The 16,012-nt window shown below is 73.2% G+C and carries 18 protein-coding genes and 2 pseudogenes; 13 read left to right on the plus strand and 7 right to left on the minus strand.

The window, feature by feature from the left end:
* Positions 1 to 43 precede the first annotated feature (43 nt).
* The 4 genes from BUE41_RS26530 to BUE41_RS26545 all read right to left on the minus strand — a co-directional run bounded on the left by BUE41_RS26530 (position 44) and on the right by BUE41_RS26545 (position 3,460).
* The gene (locus BUE41_RS26530) at positions 44 to 463 is read right to left on the minus strand and encodes a PEP-utilizing enzyme (RefSeq protein WP_073460054.1); all 420 of its coding nucleotides are present in this window, start codon (positions 461 to 463) and stop codon (positions 44 to 46) included.
* 152 nt (positions 464 to 615) lie between these two features.
* Entirely contained in the window at positions 616 to 1,218 is a 603-nt protein-coding gene (locus tag BUE41_RS26535) for a LutC/YkgG family protein (RefSeq protein ID WP_073460055.1), read from the minus strand.
* Positions 1,215 to 2,696, minus strand: a complete 1,482-nt coding sequence (locus BUE41_RS26540; RefSeq protein ID WP_073460056.1) for a lactate utilization protein B — start codon at positions 2,694 to 2,696, stop codon at positions 1,215 to 1,217. Before BUE41_RS26540 ends, BUE41_RS26535 begins: the two co-directional genes overlap by 4 nt.
* On the minus strand, positions 2,693 to 3,460 hold the full coding sequence (locus BUE41_RS26545; RefSeq protein WP_268794555.1) for a (Fe-S)-binding protein: 768 nt from the start codon (positions 3,458 to 3,460) through the stop codon (positions 2,693 to 2,695). The genes BUE41_RS26540 and BUE41_RS26545 overlap by 4 nt, the downstream gene beginning before the upstream one ends.
* Before the next feature lie 86 nt (positions 3,461 to 3,546).
* Here BUE41_RS26545 and BUE41_RS26550 point away from each other — a divergent pair, with 86 nt between their 5' ends.
* Positions 3,547 to 4,263: a FadR/GntR family transcriptional regulator gene (locus BUE41_RS26550; protein WP_073460090.1), complete on the plus strand. Its 717-nt coding sequence runs from the start codon at positions 3,547 to 3,549 to the stop codon at positions 4,261 to 4,263.
* Positions 4,264 to 4,267: 4 nt separating this feature from the next.
* On the opposite strand, the gene BUE41_RS26555 is transcribed toward BUE41_RS26550, so the two are convergent.
* A complete protein-coding gene (locus BUE41_RS26555; RefSeq protein WP_073460058.1) occupies positions 4,268 to 5,017 on the minus strand; it encodes an IclR family transcriptional regulator in 750 nt (249 codons plus the stop codon).
* Positions 5,018 to 5,179: 162 nt separating this feature from the next.
* Between BUE41_RS26555 and BUE41_RS26560 the strand changes: the two genes are divergently transcribed.
* From BUE41_RS26560 to BUE41_RS33035, 7 genes and pseudogenes are all read left to right on the plus strand, one after another.
* Positions 5,180 to 5,920, plus strand: a complete 741-nt coding sequence (locus BUE41_RS26560; RefSeq protein WP_073460059.1) for an SDR family NAD(P)-dependent oxidoreductase — start codon at positions 5,180 to 5,182, stop codon at positions 5,918 to 5,920.
* A gap of 64 nt (positions 5,921 to 5,984) precedes the next feature.
* Entirely contained in the window at positions 5,985 to 6,617 is a 633-nt protein-coding gene (locus tag BUE41_RS26565) for a nuclear transport factor 2 family protein (protein ID WP_073460060.1), read from the plus strand.
* Positions 6,614 to 7,432 carry a sugar phosphate isomerase/epimerase family protein gene (locus tag BUE41_RS26570; RefSeq protein WP_073460061.1) on the plus strand — a complete coding sequence of 273 codons (819 nt, stop codon included), beginning with the start codon at positions 6,614 to 6,616 and terminating at the stop codon, positions 7,430 to 7,432. The genes BUE41_RS26565 and BUE41_RS26570 overlap by 4 nt, the downstream gene beginning before the upstream one ends.
* Positions 7,429 to 8,325: an intradiol ring-cleavage dioxygenase gene (locus BUE41_RS26575; RefSeq protein WP_073460062.1), complete on the plus strand. Its 897-nt coding sequence runs from the start codon at positions 7,429 to 7,431 to the stop codon at positions 8,323 to 8,325. The genes BUE41_RS26570 and BUE41_RS26575 overlap by 4 nt, the downstream gene beginning before the upstream one ends.
* 35 nt (positions 8,326 to 8,360) lie before the next feature.
* Positions 8,361 to 8,852: an MFS transporter gene (locus BUE41_RS32555; protein WP_200804118.1), complete on the plus strand. Its 492-nt coding sequence runs from the start codon at positions 8,361 to 8,363 to the stop codon at positions 8,850 to 8,852.
* An 11-nt stretch (positions 8,853 to 8,863) separates the two neighbouring features.
* On the plus strand, positions 8,864 to 9,718 hold the full coding sequence (locus tag BUE41_RS31520; RefSeq protein WP_327194788.1) for an MFS transporter: 855 nt from the start codon (positions 8,864 to 8,866) through the stop codon (positions 9,716 to 9,718).
* 65 nt (positions 9,719 to 9,783) lie between these two features.
* Positions 9,784 to 10,487: pseudogene (locus BUE41_RS33035) on the plus strand (SDR family NAD(P)-dependent oxidoreductase).
* 30 nt (positions 10,488 to 10,517) lie between these two features.
* On the opposite strand, the gene BUE41_RS26590 reads toward BUE41_RS33035, so the two are convergent.
* On the minus strand, positions 10,518 to 11,408 hold the full coding sequence (locus BUE41_RS26590; protein ID WP_073460063.1) for a LysR family transcriptional regulator: 891 nt from the start codon (positions 11,406 to 11,408) through the stop codon (positions 10,518 to 10,520).
* 85 nt (positions 11,409 to 11,493) lie between these two features.
* Here BUE41_RS26590 and BUE41_RS26595 point away from each other — a divergent pair, with 85 nt between their 5' ends.
* The 5 genes from BUE41_RS26595 to BUE41_RS26615 are packed head-to-tail and all read left to right on the plus strand — an operon-like array spanning position 11,494 to position 15,953.
* Positions 11,494 to 12,258, plus strand: a complete 765-nt coding sequence (locus tag BUE41_RS26595; RefSeq protein ID WP_073460064.1) for an SDR family NAD(P)-dependent oxidoreductase — start codon at positions 11,494 to 11,496, stop codon at positions 12,256 to 12,258.
* Positions 12,259 to 12,270: 12 nt separating this feature from the next.
* Positions 12,271 to 13,077 carry an alpha/beta fold hydrolase gene (locus BUE41_RS26600; protein ID WP_073460065.1) on the plus strand — a complete coding sequence of 269 codons (807 nt, stop codon included), beginning with the start codon at positions 12,271 to 12,273 and terminating at the stop codon, positions 13,075 to 13,077.
* Between the two features lie 31 nt (positions 13,078 to 13,108).
* Positions 13,109 to 14,410, plus strand: a complete 1,302-nt coding sequence (locus BUE41_RS26605) for an MFS transporter (protein WP_073460066.1) — start codon at positions 13,109 to 13,111, stop codon at positions 14,408 to 14,410.
* On the plus strand, positions 14,407 to 15,057 hold the full coding sequence (locus tag BUE41_RS26610) for a nitroreductase family protein (RefSeq protein ID WP_073460067.1): 651 nt from the start codon (positions 14,407 to 14,409) through the stop codon (positions 15,055 to 15,057). The genes BUE41_RS26605 and BUE41_RS26610 overlap by 4 nt, the downstream gene beginning before the upstream one ends.
* Positions 15,054 to 15,953 (plus strand): sugar phosphate isomerase/epimerase family protein, encoded by a 900-nt coding sequence (locus tag BUE41_RS26615; RefSeq protein ID WP_159444974.1) that lies wholly within the window; start codon positions 15,054 to 15,056, stop codon positions 15,951 to 15,953. The genes BUE41_RS26610 and BUE41_RS26615 overlap by 4 nt, the downstream gene beginning before the upstream one ends.
* Here BUE41_RS26615 and BUE41_RS32270 read toward each other — a convergent pair.
* A pseudogene (locus BUE41_RS32270) lies at positions 15,909 to 16,012 on the minus strand (Asp/Glu racemase); the annotation flags it as partial. The gene BUE41_RS26615 and the pseudogene BUE41_RS32270 overlap by 45 nt on opposite strands.

Consider the following 16,012-nt stretch of genomic DNA (forward strand, 5'->3'; position numbering starts at 1 on the left):
ACTCGTGCTCCTGTCGGGGTCGCTGAGGGTTCGGGCTCGTACGTCAGTCGTCGGCCAGGACGCGGCCGATCTCGTGGTCGGTGCAGTCGAGGCGGACCTTGCGGCCGTCGAGGGTCTTCGCGATCTCCTCGAAGTGCGCCTCCGGGGTGTTCCCGACGACGTACCGGGATTCGCTGCTCGTCAGGTGGGCGGTCATCACGCAGGGCGTCTGGAACTCCCGCGAGAGGATGCCCAGGTGCGACTCCGGCGCGCCGGACATCGTGATCACGCCGATCGCGCCCATCGAGAGGGCGGGCGCCAGGAACGTAGTCGTGCCACCGCGGACCAGCAGGATGTGCTCCTTGAGCTTGCCCGATTGGATCAGCGCGATCACGTCGGCCGGTGACGCCAAGTACTTCACCGTCCCGCTGGGCGACTTACTGGTGTCGAAGACGTTGTAGCCTTCGGCCAGCACTTCAGCCATGAAGTTCCTCCTTGAACTGGTGAATCGCAGTCACCCGGGCTTCCGCGGTTGCGCTCGTCACATTGCCGTCGCGCATCACCATGACCGATGGACACGGCAGACAAAACTGCCCGCGGGCGTTGTCCTCGCCAGATAGCCGGGGTGGAGCAACGTCACCCGAGGAGCAGAACCACCAGGTTCCGTGGTCCGTGCACACCCTCGACGCGGTCGAGCTCGATGTCGCTGGTGGCGCTCGGACCGCTGATCCACGTCTGTGGCCGGGTGGGATCCAGCTTCGCGATCGCCGAGGGGACGTCGGGCACCACCTGGTCGGCGCGGACGATGCAGACGTGCCGGTCCGGGACGAGGGTGGCGGCGCGACGGCCCTGGCCGGGGTCGTGGTCGAGCACGATGGTGCCGGTCTCGGCGATGCCGAGCGCGGCGGTGGTCAGGACGGCGTCGACGTCGTCGAGTTCGGTGACGGGCAGGGCGTGGTCGGGGACCGCGCCGGCGGGCCACAGCTCGGTGGGCAGGTCGGCGGGCACGAGGACCCGGCCGGTGCACTCGGCGGCGATGTGCGCGGCCAGCTCGTCGGGGGTGCAGCGGACGACGCGGGCGCGGTAGTCGGCGACCCGTTCGACGAACGTGTCGACGTCAGCGGGGCTCGCAGCGGCGGGGGCGGGGCGGTCGACGGCGATGTCGGCGGGGGTCTCGGTGGCGGGCACGTCGCGCAGGGCGGCGCGGATGCGGCCCAGGATCTCGTCGCGGGCGCTCACTGCTGCTCCGTCCGTCCGCCGTCGGTGCGGGCCCACCAGGCGCGGAACGATTCGGGCGCGGGGATGGGGACGTCGCGGGCGTCGGCCCAGCGGGCGGCCGGGCCGGGCAGGGCACCGAGGGTGGCGCGGCCGCCGGGGGCGCGGCGCCGGGTGCGGCGCAGCAGCTTCCCGACGGCGCAGGCGACGCGTTCGGCGACGGAGGTGCGGCGGGCGTCGCCGAGGGTCCAGGCCGCTGCGGCCATCGCCGCGTTCTGCGCGGACGGGTGGCCGCGGTGGGAGTCGACGACCTCGGCGCGCAGGTGGACCAGCACCTCGGGGATGTCGATGCGCACCGGGCACACCTCGAAGCAGGCCCCGCACAGGCTGGACGCGTAGGGCAGCGAGTCGACCTGGGCATCGGCACCGACGCCGCGCAGCATCGGGGTCAGGATCGCGCCGATCGGGCCGGGGTAGACCGAGCCGTAGCTGTGCCCCCCGGTGCGCTCGTAGACGGGGCAGACGTTCAGGCACGCCGAGCAGCGGATGCAGCGCAGCGCCTGACGGCCCACCTCGTCGGCCAGCACCTGGGTGCGGCCGTTGTCCAGCAGCACCACGTGCACTTCCTGCGGGCCGTCGCCGGGGGTGACGCCGGTCCACAGCGACGTGTACGGGTTCATCCGCTCCCCGGTGGACGAGCGCGGCAGCAGCTGCAGGAACACCTCCAGGTCGGCCCAGGTGGGCACCAGCTTCTCGATGCCGACGACGCTGATCAGCACCTCCGGGAGGGTCAGGCACATGCGGCCGTTGCCCTCGCTCTCGACGACGGCGAGCGTGCCGGTCTCGGCGACGGCGAAGTTCGCCCCGGACACCGCGACGCGGGAGCGGAGGAACTTCTCCCGCAGGTGCGCGCGGGCGGCCGCGGCCAGCTCGGCGGGGACGTCGGAGAGATCCGCCGGGGCGGGCCGGCCGTAGCGGCCCATCTCACGCAGGAAGATCTCCCGCACCTCGGAGCGGTTGCGGTGGATCGCCGGGACGAGGATGTGGCTGGGCAGGTCGTCGCCGAGCTGCACGATCAGCTCTGCCAGGTCGGTCTCCCACGCGGTGATGCCCGCCGCGGCCAGCGCGTCGTTGAGCCCGATCTCCGCGGTGACCATCGACTTGACCTTGACGACCTCGTCGGTGCCGTGCCGGCGGGCGACGTCGACGACGATCCGGTTGGCCTCGGCCGCGTCGCGGGCCCAGTGCACGGTCGCACCCGCGCGGGTCAGCGACTCCTCCAGCTGCTGCAGGTAGGTGTCGAGGTGGCGCAGCGTGCGGTCCTTCAGCGCGGCCCCGGCCCGGCGCAGCCGTTCCCACTCGGCCACCTCCCCGACGACGGCGGCCCGCTTGGCGCGGATCGTGCTGGTCGCGTGCGCGAGGTTGCGCCGCAGCTGGGTGTTCGCCAGCGCGCTGCGGGCGGCCTCCGGGAACGCGGGCGTGCCCAGGAACGTGCGGCTCATCGGGCCACCTCCGCGGCCGGGTCGGCGAGAGCGGCGGGGGTCTCGGTGGCGGCGAGCACCTCTGCTATGTGCATGACCCGCACCCCCGCCCGCTGCCGCGACAGCAGCCCGCCGATGTGGGTCAGGCACGAGTTGTCACCGGCGACGAGCACCTCCGCGCCGGACTCCCGCACGTGCCGGGCCTTGTCCGCGCCCATCGCCACCGACGTGTCGGGGTTCTTCACCGCGAACGTGCCGCCGAACCCGCAGCACTCCTGCGCCGCCGGCAGCTCGCACAGGGTGAGTCCGCGCACCGCCCGCAACAGTGCCAGCGGCCGGTCACCCACGCCGAGCATGCGCAGCGAGTGGCAGGTCGGGTGGTAGGTGACCCGGTGCGGGAAGTACGCGCCGACGTCGACGACGCCCAGCACGTCGACCAGGTACTCCGACAGCTCGTACACCGGCGGCGACTCCTCCACCGCTCGCACCAGCCCCGGATCACCCGATCGGCGCGCGACGATCCGGTGCTGGTGGCGCACCGAGCCGGCGCACGAACCCGACGGCACGACGATCGCCTCGCACCCGGCGAACGCCTCGACGTGCCGGCGCACCAGCGGCACCGCCTCGTCGAGGTAGCCGGTGTTGACCATCGGCTGGCCGCAGCAGGTCTGCCCGGCCGGGAAGGTGACCTCCACGCCGAGCCGGCGCAGCAGCGTGACCACCGCCTTCCCGGTCTCCGGGTAGAGCACGTCGTTCAGGCAGGTGACGAGCAGGCCGACGGCCACGAGCATCCTCCGCCCCGGCGCGCCCGGCGCGCGCCTATGGTCCGACCATAGGTCATGGATAGACTCCCGTCCATGAGGCGGTGGTGATGGCAGCACCGAAGTGGGGCCCCGTCGAGCGGGTCGCGACCTACGAGCTCGTCATCGAGAAGATCGAGGAGCAGCTCGTCTCCGGTGCGCTCGGCCCCGGCGACCGGCTGCCGCCCGAGCGGGAGCTCGCCGCGCTGCTCGGCGCCAGCCGTCAGGCGGTCCGCGAGGCCCTGCGGGTGCTGCAGGCGCTGGGCATCGTGCGGTCGCGCCAGGGCACGGGCAGCGACGCGGGCACGGTGATCGTCCCGGCCCCCGCACACGCGCTGTCCCGGGTGCTGCGACTGCACCTCGCCGTCAGCTCGTTCCCCGCCGCCGATCTCACCGGGGCCCGCGTGCTGCTGGAGCGCGCCAGCGCCGCCGCAGCCGCTGAGCGGCGCGATCCCGAGGCGATCGCCCGGCTGCGCGAGCTGCTCACCGCCATGGACGCCGACCTCGGCCGCGAGGAGTTCAGTGAGCTCGACACGAAGCTGCACGTCGCGATCGCCGGGTCCGCCGGCAACCAGCTGGTGGGGGAGCTGACCGCCGCTGTGCGCGAGTCGCTGCGCGGCGCGCTGCTCGACGGGATGCGCGCCGAGCCGGACTGGCCCACCCTGCGCGACCAGCTGCGCCGCGAGCACCGCGGCGTCGTCGAGGCGATCGAGGCCGGGGACGCGCCGCTGGCCGCCGACCGGCTCGAACGCCACATCCGGGCCTTCCACGTCCGCATCGACGGCTAGCGGGCTACCCCACCGAGCGCGCGATCCCCAGCGCCGCCGTGCGCACCGCCGGGGCCAGCCGGTCCACGGCCGCGCGCGAGTGCGCGACGATGCCCAGCGCGGCGCGCACCGATCCGTCCAGCCGCAGGATCGGTGCCGCCACCGAGACCGCGCCGAGCGTCATCTCCTCGAACGAGTACGCGACCCCGGTTGCCCGCACCTCGGCCAGGGCGGCCGCCAGCACGCCCGGGCGGGTGATCGTGTTCGGCGTCATCCGCGGCAGGCCGGCCGCCGCGACCTCGGCGAGCAGCTCTGGTCCGGAGAACGCGAGGATCGCCTTGCCCACCCCGGTTGCGTGCAGCGGCAGCCGCCCGCCGATCTGGGTCAGCGTCGGCACGGCCCGGGCCGAGGAGATCTTCTCGATGCACAGCGCCGACGTCCCGTCCAGGACGGTGAGCTGGATGTTCTCCTGCGTGGCCTGGTAGAGGTCGTGCATGTAGGGCAGCGCGGCCGCGCGCAGCCCGCGCTGCTGCGGCGCCAGCGTGCCGATCGTCCACAGCCGCATCCCGATGCGGTAGCGGCCGTCGTCCAGCCGTTCCAGCCCGCCCCACTCGCGCAGTTCGGTGATCAGCCGCCGCGCCGTGGAGACCGGCAGCCCGCTGCGCCGCGCGATCTCGGTGAGCGTGAGCGCCGGATGGGCCACGTCGAAGCTGTCGAGGACGGCGAGCAGGCGCCGGGACACCGACTGGCCGGGGTTCTTGGTCCGTCCCGCCACGGCCGCCGACCGTATCCCGTCTGCCGTTCAGTGGCAACGAAGTCTTGGTACGCGCTGGTGCCGGGCGTCAGGATTTCCGGGTCCCGACCGGAGAACGACGGGGAACAGGGAGGTTCTTCCGATGACGGTTGGCGAGATCGTTTCCACTGGGCGGCAGTTCCGGTGAGTGCGCGGGTCGCGATCGTCACCGGTGGCGCCGGCGGCCTGGGCCGCACGATCGGCGAGGTCCTGCACGCCGACGGGTTCCGCGTGGCGCTGCTCGACCTCAAGGGCGCCCCGGAGGTCGCCGGCGAGCTGGGCGTGCTCGGGGTGCCGGTCGACGTGACCGACGAGGAGTCCGTCCGCACCGCCCTCGCCCGGGTCGAGCAGGAGTGGGGACGCGTCGACGCGCTGGTCAACAACGCCGGCGTCGAGCCCCCGCACACCCTGGAGACGGTCGACCCGGCGACCTGGGCGCAGACGCTCGACGTCAACCTCGCCGGGCCCGCCCTGATGATCAAGAACTGCATCCCGCTGTTCCGCCGGGCGGGCGGCGGCCGGATCGTGAACATCGGCTCGCGGACCTGGCTGGGCGGTGGCGCCTCGGCCGCCTACGCCGCGGCCAAGGCGGGGTTGGTCGGGCTGACCCGCCAGGCCGCCCGCGAGCTGGGGCCGCTCGGCGTGACGGTGAACGTGGTCGCCCCGAGCTTCCTGCGCACCCCGCTGAACGCCACGAAGGGTGATCCCGAGTTCGTCGAGGCGTTCGCCGAGCGGTTCGCCGCTGCGTCCCCGCTGGGCAGGCTCGTCGAACCGCGCGAGGTCGCGCACGCCGTCGCCTTCCTGCTCTCCGAGCCCGCCGGGGCCATCACGGGGGAGACGCTGCACGTCACCGCCGGCACCCACCTCGCGCCGTACATCCACTGAACCCGTCCGCCGGGCCCGTCCACCGAAATCCCCGCACATCGATCGAGCCAAGGAGTAGCCACCCGTGCCGACCGACCGAGAAGACCGCCAGGACCTGCGGGAGCTGGTGGAGAACTGGGCGCTGTGGCGCGACGCCGGTGACTGGGACCGGTTCGCGACCGTCTGGCACCCCACCGACGGCTGGATGTCGGCCACCTGGTTCCAGGGTCCCGCGCCGGAGTTCATCGCGGCGAGCCGGGCCGGGTTCGAGCGCGGGGTCGAGATCCTGCACTTCCTCGGTGGCCACACCGCCGACGTCGCCGAGGACCGGGCGATCTGCCAGACCAGGATGACGATCAACCAGCGGGCGCTCGTCGACGGCGTGCTGGTCGACGTGGTCTGCACCGGCCGGTTCTACGACTTCTGCAGCCGCGAACCGGACGGCTGGAAGATCGTGCGCCGCCAGCCGATCTACGAGAAGGACCGGCTCGACCCGGTCGATCCCGCCGCTCGCCTGGAGCTGGACGCCGAGCTGCTGGCCCGGTTCCCGACCGGCTACCGCCACCTCGGCTACCTGCAGACGAAGGCCGGCATGACGGTGAAGACCGGGCTGCCCGGGCTCACCGGCGCAGCCGTCGAGCGCCTCTACGAGGAGGGCGCGAAGTGGCTGGCCGGCTCGCCCACCCCGGGCAGCTCGCACCTGGAGGTGGCCTCATGATCCTCGGCTGCAGCGCGAACACCCTGCGCTTCGCCGACCTGCCCACCCGCGTCGGCGCGGCCGCCGCGGCCGGGTTCGCCGGGATCGGGCTGCGCCTCTGCGACTACGTCGACGCCGGCCTCTCCGACGAGGCCATCCGCGACCTGCTCGACCACCACGGCGTACGGGTGCTGGAGCTGGAGCACACCTGGGACTGGTCGCTGGGGGAGGACCCCGTGGAGGAGGCGGTGTTCCGCCTCGCCGACCGGATCGGAGTACGCCACCTCAACGTCCCCATGTTCGACGCGCACCCGCTCGACGAGCTGGTCGAGCCGTTCGCGGGCCTGTGCGACCGGGCAGCGGAGCACGGTGTGCTGGTCGGGTTCGAGTTCCTGCCCTACAGCCACGTCCGCACCCTCGCCGAGGCCTGGCGGGTCGTGGCTGCGGCCGACCGGCCCAACGGCGGGATCACGTTCGATCTCTGGCACTGGTTCCGCTCCGGCGGCCGCGTCGCCGATCTCGCCGCGGTCCCGGCCGAGGCGATCGTCGCCGTGCAGCTGTGCGACGTACGGCCCGAACCCGGCCCCGACCTGACCTACGAGGGCCGCCACCACCGGATCCTGCCCGGGCAGGGCGCCGGCGACACCGCCGGCGTGCTGCGTGCGCTGCGCGACCGCGGAGTGCGTGCGCCGGTGACCGTGGAGGTCTTCTCCGACGAGCTGGACGCGCACCCGGCCGAGGAAGCCGCCCGACTGGCCTACGCCGCGGGCGCCGCCGTGGTCGCCGCGACCGGCCTGCCGACCCCCGACTGGGAAACGACCGTGGAGCACCGATGACCAGCAGCACCGTCACCCCCGGCGCGTTCAGCGAGGAGACCTCGGCCGACGTCGTGGGGGCGAGCTTCGCCGGCACCCCCGATCCGCGGCTGCGGCAGATCATGACGAGCCTCGTGCACCACCTGCACGCGTTCGTCCGCGACGTGGAGCCGACCGAGGCGGAGTGGGCCGCGGCGATCGACTTCCTCACCCGCGTCGGGCAGACGTGCGACGACACCCGCCAGGAGTTCGTCCTGCTCTCCGACGTGCTCGGGGTGTCGATGCTCGTCGACGCGATCAACCACCGCGTGTCCGGCGGCGCCACCGAGTCCACCGTGCTCGGCCCGTTCCACATGGTCGAGTCGCCGCCGCGCGAGCTGGGCGCGGACATCTCGCTGGACCGCAACGGCCCCCCGTGCGTGCTCGCCGGTCAGGTCCGCAGCACCGACGGCACCCCGCTCGCCGGGGCTCAGGTCGACGTGTGGCAGGCCAACGGCGCCGGCTTCTACGACGTCCAGCAGCCCGACGTGCAGCCCGAGCGCAACCTGCGCGGGCTGTTCACCACCGACGCAGACGGCCGGTTCTGGCTGCGCACGGTGGTGCCCCGGTACTACCCGATCCCGACGGACGGTCCGGTCGGCGCGCTGCTCACGGCCACCGGCCGGCACCCGTACCGCCCGGCGCACATCCACCTCATCGGTGCGGCCGAGGGCCATCGGCCCGTCGTGACGCACCTGTTCGTCGAGGGCAGCCCGTACCTGGACTCCGACGCCGTGTTCGGGGTGAAGGAGTCGCTGATCCGGCCCGTGACCGTGGTCGACGACCCGGAGCGCGCCGCGTGCCACGGCGTCGACAACCCGTTCCGGCTGATCGAGTTCGACCTCGTTCTCGAACCGGCCTCCGATCCCCGCTGAGCTGCGGGGTTCCCCATCTGTCCGACGGAGGGCACATGACGAGAGTCGACCTGCACACCGTCATGGACCGGAACAAGGTCGGTCGCCTGCAGCGGCTCGTGCTGCTGCTGTGCTTCGGTGTGGTGACCCTCGACGGGATCGACGTGGCGATGGTCGCCTACATCAACCCGGCGCTGATCGACGATTGGGGTATCTCGAAGGCCGAACTCGGGCCCGTGGTGACCAGTGGGCTGCTCGGTCTCGCGATCGGTTCACTGGTGGCGGGTCCGCTCGCCGACCGGGTGGGCCGCCGCGCGGTCATCCTGACCTCGATGGTCGGGTTCGGCCTGATGAGCATCGCAACGGCGTTCACCACCGACGTCATGTGGTTCTCGATCCTGCGGGTGCTCACCGGCATCGGGCTGGGCGCCGCCCTGCCGAACGCGACGACGCTGGTGTCGGAGTACGCCCCGGCGCGGCGGCGCAGCGCGATGATGTCGCTGACCTACTGCGGGATGACCCTCGGCGGTGCGCCGCGGGCTACCTGACCAGCGCCCTCATCGAATTCGCGAGCTGGCACTGGGCGCTCGTCGTCGGCGGTGTGCTGCCCATCGCGTACGCGGTGGTCGTGTACCGGCACCTGCCCGAGTCGCCGACGTACCTCGCCCGCCAGCCCGAGCGCAGCAGCGAGCTGGTCGCGCTGGTGCGGCGCATGGTGGCGGAGCCGATCCCGGACGGCACCCGGTTCGTCCTGGACGAGCCGCCTGTCGAGTCCCGGATGCGGGTGGCCGGTCTGCTGACGCGGCGGTTCCGGATCGGGACGTTCGGGATCTGGGCGGGGTTCGTCGCCGCGTTCTTCATCGTGTACCTCACCAACAGCTGGCTGCCGATCCTGATGACCGACGTCGGCTTCTCGCTGACCGCGGCCGCGACGATCGGGCTGCTGCTGCAGGCCGGCGGCACCGTCGGCAACCTCGCGATCGGCTGGCTGATGGACCGGTTCGGCCCGCACCGCACGGTCATCGCCGCCATGGGCTGCGCCGCCGCCATGTGCGTGCTCATCGCGATCGCGCCTCAGGACGTGCTGGTGATCGGCATGCTGATCTTCGTGCTCGGCATGTTCACCAACACCGTCGGCACCGGCTTCCCGATCCTGTCGGCGCGGTTCTACCCGACGTCGATCCGTGCGACCGGCACGAGCTGGGCCACCGGCATCGCGCGCTTCGGCGCCATCGCCGGGGCCGCCGCCGGTACCGTCCTCGTCGCCGTGGGCATGAACTACCGCGAGGTGTTCCTCTCGCTGCTCATGCCCGCCGCGGTGTGCATCTGCGCCGTCTTCGTGAAGGGCCGGGCGAGCATCGCCCTGCGCCGCGCACCGGCACCCGAGCGGACCGACGTCGATCTCGCTCCCTGACCCCGAGGACCACAACCATGCGCATGCAGAACAAGATCGCGATCCTCACCGGCGCCGCCGGCGGCATGGGCCGCGCCTCCGCGGAGGCCTTCGCCCGCGAGGGCGCGGTGGTCGTCGTCACCGACGTGCTCGGCCACGACGGCGAGGCGACGGCCGCCGCGATCCGCGCCGGCGGCGGCCGGGCCGAGTACCGGCACCTCGACGTCTGCGACGAGGAGAGCTGGATCGAGGTCGTCGACGACGTCGTCGAGCGCCACGGCCACCTCGACGTGCTGGTCAACAACGCCGGCATCAGCGGCACCTACGATCCCGACCTGGCCAGCACCGACTTCTACGACCTGCTCATGCGGGTCAACGCGCAGGGGGTGTTCCTCGGCATCAAGCACGGCTCGGCGGCGATGGCCCGCACCGGCCGCGGCTCGATCGTCAACATGTCCTCGATCTCGGCTTCCATCGGCCAACCCGGTGTGCACATGGGCTACGGCGCCTCGAAGGCCGCGATCGCGGCGATGACCCGCATCGCCGCGGTCCAGCACGCCGACTGCGGCGTCCGCGTCAACGCCGTCGCCCCCGGCATGCTGCCCGCCATGCGCACCTCCCGCGGCTCCGCCGATCCGAGCTGGCGCGCCCAGCAGATCGCGGGAGTCCCGATCGGCGGGAGGGCAAGATCGAGGAGGTCGCCGCGACCGTGCTCTTCCTCGCCAGCGACGGGTCGTCCTACATCACCGGGGTGGAGATCCTGGTCGACGGCGGCCTCGTCGCGACCTGACCACCGCCCGGGCCCGGTGGCGGGGAGGCCCTACCGGTTCCCCTCCACCGGCGCAGGGCACTTCGCGATCGCCTCCGCCACGTCGACCACCACCCGCCGGGTGTCCCCCCGGTGCACCGCCCAGGTCGTGAGCGACAGCGGCAGATCGAGAAGCGGCGCCCACCGCCACTCGGGCAGCTGCCGCCGCGCCGTCGACGAGCCGACGCACACGGCGTCGACCCGCTGCGCCTCGGCCGCGGCCAGCGCGTGCTCGACGAACCGGGCGAAGATCCAGATCGGGTGGACGCCCGCGGTGTTGGCCGCCGCGAGCAGGCTGTCCTGCTGATCCGGCACCTGGCCCCGGGAATGGATCAGCACGCGCAGCCCGTCGAGGTCCGCGAGCCGGTGCGTGGCCGCGCTGGCCAGCGGGTGGCCCGGGCGGAGCGCGACGCCGAACGACTCGGTCCACAGCAGCTTCCCGAGGTAGCCCGACGGCGGGGACTGGTGGATCATCCCGATGTCCAGCTCGCCCGCCTGCAGCGCGCGCAGCTGGTCGGACGTGCTCGCCTCGACCAGGTTCAGCGCACACTCGGGCAGTCGCTCACCCAGCTGCCGCACCACCCCGACCAGCCACTCGGGCGGGATGCCCGGCGGCACGCCGACCGAGACGGTCTCGCGGGTGCGGTCGCTGCCGGCCACGACGTCGGCCGTCGCCGCCTCCAGGGCGAGCAGCTGACGGGCGTGCCCGGCGAGCGCGGCACCGGCAGGGGTGAGGGAGACCCCGCGCGCGCTGCGCTCCAGCAGCGGCCGGCCCAGCTCGCGTTCGAGCGCGCGGACCTGGCGGGACAGCGACGGCTGCGCCACCCGCAGGTGCGCCGCAGCGCGGTTGAGCGAGCCCAGCTCGGCGACGGTCAGGAAGTAGCGCAGGTGCCGCAGCTCCATGTGCTCGATGCTATGCCTTCAAAGCAGAACAGGGGTAAGGCAGTCGGATCTGGACAGGAAGATCGGGCGGAGTTGTACTCCGTCTATGCCTGATGGTTCTATCTCGCGGGTGGCACTGGTCACCGGCGGCGCCGGGGCGCTCGGCGCCGCGACCGGGCTGCGGCTGGCCCGGGCCGGCTCCCGCGTCGTCCTGGTCGACGTCGACGGAGACGGTGCCGAGCGGGCCGCCGAGCGCATCACCGCGCAGACGAGCCTGCCGGTGATCGGGCGCAAGGCCGACGTCACCGCCGAGGCCGACGTGGAGCGGCTGATCGCCGAGATCGCCGCCGAGCACGGCAGGCTCGACCAGCTCGTGAACGCCGCCGGGCGCAACGCCCGCGGCGGGTTCGCCGAGATGCGCGAGGACTGGGACCAGGTCGTCGCCGTGAACCTGTGGGGCCCGGCGCTGCTCTGCCACGCCGCCGCGGACCTGATGGGCCGCCACGGCGGCGCGATCGTCAACATCGGCTCCCGCACCTGGCTGTCCGGGGGGCCCGCCGCGTACGCCGCGTCGAAGGCCGGGCTCGTCGGGCTCACCCGGGCGCTGGCCGTCGAGCTGGGCCCGCGCGGGATCACCGTCAACGCGGTGGCGCCCAGCATGGTGATCACTCCGTTCACCCGGCGCGACCGCAGCGACGCGGAGTTCGCCGCGATCGTCGAGCGGCACGAGGCGATGTCCGCGGTGCCGGGGCTCGCCAGCGCCGAGGACGTCGCCAACGCGGTGGCGTTCCTCGCCTCCCCGGAGGCCCGCTTCATCACCGGTGAGGTGCTGCACGTGGCCGGCGGCGCCCAACTCGCCCCGCGGCCCTGAGGGGAGGCCGCGGTGCCGAGCATCCAGTTGCCCGAGGTGCGGCTGCACCTCACCGACGAACCCGCCGACCAGCCGGCGGGCCGTCCGGCGCTCCTCGTCCACGGCTGGCTCGACAGCTCCGACACCTGGATCCACCTGTTGCCGGAGCTGCGCCGCACCCGCCGGGTGGTGGCCCCGGACCTGCGCGGGCACGGCAACAGCGAAGCCCCCGACTCCCGCTACGACGCCGCGGAGCTGGCGGGTGACCTGGCCGCGCTGATCACCGCGCTCGAGCTCGCGCCGGTCGTCGCCGTCGCGCACTCCATGGGGGCGTCGCTGATGTCTCGGGTCGCCGTCGAGCACCCGGAGCTGGTGCACGCCCTCGTCCTGGTCGATCCCGACTACGGCGGCGATCCGCGCGACCGCGAGCGGATGCTGGCGATCGCCGAGCAACCCGATCCGCGGGCCGTGGTGCGGGACGTGGCGCGGATGGTCGCCGCCGGGCCCGACGCCCGCACCGCTGCGCCGCACCTGCGCGAGTGGCACCAGCAGACGCTCGCCCGGGTGCCGCCGTTCGTCGTGCAGCGCAGCATGCACGCGAACCTCGTCGCGCCCAGCTCCATCCGGTTCCGGCCCGAGGCGGAGGAGCTGCTGGCGAAGCGGCACCAGCCGGTGCTGGCGTTCCACCGCGACCCCGCCCGCGCCGCGCTCGACCGCTCCCTGAGCCGGCACCCGCTCACCCGCGTGGTCGAGGTGCCCGGCACCGGCCACTGGATCCACCAGGAACATCCGCGGTTGGTCGCCGACACGGTCGCCGACTGGCTCCGCGAGATCGACTGAACCCGTTCGCAGGACAACTCGGAGGAGAACGATGACGGTCAACGGTGATCGCGCCGCCGCGATCACGACGGAATCCCCGCCGCCGGGCTACAGTGCGGTGCGCGCCTGGACGGTCACCGCGGCCGTCGTCGGCGCGGTCGTGGTGGTGTTCCTCGACAAGGCCCTGCTGGGCCTGGTCGCCAACCCGATGCGGGCCGAGCTGGACCTGTCCTCGACGGCGTTCGGCGCGCTGGGCAGCGCATCGCACGTCCTGCAGGTCGCCGCCTGCCTCGGCATCGGGCTGCTGGCCAACCGGATCTCCCCGCGCTGGCTGCTGCTCGTCTCCGGCGTGCTGTGGGCCATCGGGCAGGTGCCGGCGCTGCTCGCCACGACGGCCGCCGCGGTGATCGTCAGCCGGCTGCTCGTCGGCGCCGCGGAGGGCCCGGTGGTGCCGCTGCTGCACACGATGGCCTACTCGTGGTTCCCCAACGAGCGCCGCGGCCTGCCCGCCTCCTTGATCACCAGCGGGTCGGCCGTCGCGAAGGTCGCGCTGCTGCCGGTGCTGACCATCGTCATCGTCGCGCTCGGCTGGCGCAGCGGGTTCCTCGTCGTCGGGCTGCTCGCCCTGGTCTGGACAGTGGTCTGGTACTTCGTCGGCCGCACCGGCCCGTACGCCACCGACCAGCCGAAGGCGGACGAGCCAGCGCCGGAGCAGGGACCGGCCGTCCGCTGGACCCGCCTGCTGCGCAGTCGCACGTTCCTCACCTCCGCGTTCGTCTACTTCGCGCAGGGCGCGCTCGCCGGGGTGGTGTTCACCTGGCTGCCGTCGTACTTCGAGAACGGGCTCGGGTTCACCGCCACCCAGTCCGGGGTGCTGTACGCGCTGCCGAGCGCGATGGGGATCGTCGCGCTGATCCTCGTCGGCACGCTGGGCGACCGGATGCTGCGCCGCGGCGTCAGCTCCCGCACCGTCCGCGCCACGGCGGGCGGCATCGTGCTCGCCGTCTCCGGCGCGCTGCTGTGCCTGCTGCCGTGGGTGACCTCGGCGGTCCTCGCGATCGCGCTCCTCGTCGTCGGCTACGGGTTCTCGGTCACGGTGAACACCGTGGCGATCCCGATGGTCGCCGAGCTGGCCCCGGCCGAGAAGCGAGCCGGTGCGCTGGCCGTGCTGATCGCGGCCGGGAGCAGCGCCGGCATCGTGAGCCCGCTGATCACCGGCATGATCCTCGACGCGACCTCGTCGCCGACCGCGGGCTACACCACCGCGTTCCTGCTCTGCGGCGGGCTGCTGGTGCTCGCCTCGGTGCTGTTCGCCCTCCTGCCCGATCCCCGCCGAGACACGGTGGCCCGATGATCAAGACGCTCGATCTCACCGCCGAGGAACTGCTCACCACGACCCGCGCGGTGCGCCGCAGGCTCGATCTCGACCGGCCCGTCGATCCCGCGCTGATCGAGGAGTGCGTGCGGATCGCGACGCAGGCGCCGACCGGCCGGAACCGGCAGCGGTGGAGCTTCGTCGTCGTCACCGATCCCGAGCGGAAGGCCGCGCTGGCCGATGTGTGGCGGCGCGGTACCGCGGTCGGCAGCGCCCCCATGCCGGAGGAGGACGTCCGCCGCGCCTACGCCCACCCGGGCACGATGGAGAAGATCTACGCCGGGGTCGAGTACCTGCACCGCACCATGCACCGGATGCCGGCGCTGGTCGTCCCGTGCATCACCGGGCGCACGGACGACGCGCCGATCGTCGAGCAGGCCGGCACGTGGGGCTCGATCCTGCCGGCCGTGTGGAGCTTCATGCTGGCCGCGCGGCTGCACGGGCTCGGCACCTGCTGGACCACCTCCCACCTGCACTACGAGGAGGAAGCGGCCGAGGTGCTCGGCATCGACCACGACCGCGTCATGCAGGTGGCGCTCACCCCGCTCGCGCACACCGTCGGCACCTCGTTCCGGCCGGGCAAGCGGGTGCCGGTCGACGAGGTGCTGCACTGGGAGCACTGGTGATCCGCTACTCCTACGCGACGATCGCGCTGCCCACGCTGACCCCGGACGAGGCGGTGGCGCACGCAGCCGCGGCCGGCTACCGGGGCCTGGAGTGGAAGGTGGGAGAGTCCCCGTCCGCGATGGGCAGCAGCGCCGCGAGGTTCCTGCTCGGCAACCGCTGCACGCTCGCCGTCGACCCGGTCGACGGCGAGCGCGCAGCGGCCCTGTGCGCCGACGCCGGGCTCGCGGTCGTCGGCCTCGCCCCGTACGTGCAGACCGGCGATCTCGCCGCCCTGGAGCAGGTGCTGGACGTCGCCGTGGCCGCGGGCGCCCCGCAGATCCGCTGGCAGGGTCCGCGCCCACGCCCCGGCGGCCCCGCGTACCGGGAGCTGTTCGCGCAGGCGAGCGCGTTCCTCGACGAGGCCGAGCAGCGCGCGGCCCGCCGCGGCGTGCGCATCGTGGTCGAGCTGCACCAGCACACGATCTTCCCCAGCGCCTCGCTCGCCCTGCGCGCGGTCGGCCATCGCGACCCCGCCCACGTCGGCGTGATCTACGACGTGGGCAACCTCGTCGTCGAGGGCTACGAGAACCACCGCATCGCCCTCGAGCTGCTCGGCCCCCACCTGCACCACGTCCACCTGAAGAACGCCGCGATCGGGCCGGTGGAGGGGGCCGGCCCGACGCGGCTGCACCGGCCGCGCTGGAGCCCGCTCGACGACGGCTCGGTCGACGTGCCCGGGTTCCTCGATCTGCTGGCGGAGACCGGGTACGCGGGGTGGGTGTCGCTGGAGGACCTCAGCACCGAGCGCGATCCGCTGGCCACCCTGCGGCACAACGCCGAGGTGCTGAGCGCGATCGGGGCGCCCGGCTGGCTACCCCGCGAGGAGTTTCCCGGCGTTGGGGACGATCGGGGGTAGGCCGAGTTCTTGCAGGATGCGGTAGGTGGTGGCGGTGGCGGCGGTCAGGACGGGGAGGC

This window comes from Pseudonocardia thermophila (assembly GCF_900142365.1).
In the GTDB taxonomy this organism is placed as follows: Bacteria; Actinomycetota; Actinomycetes; order Mycobacteriales; family Pseudonocardiaceae; genus Pseudonocardia; species Pseudonocardia thermophila.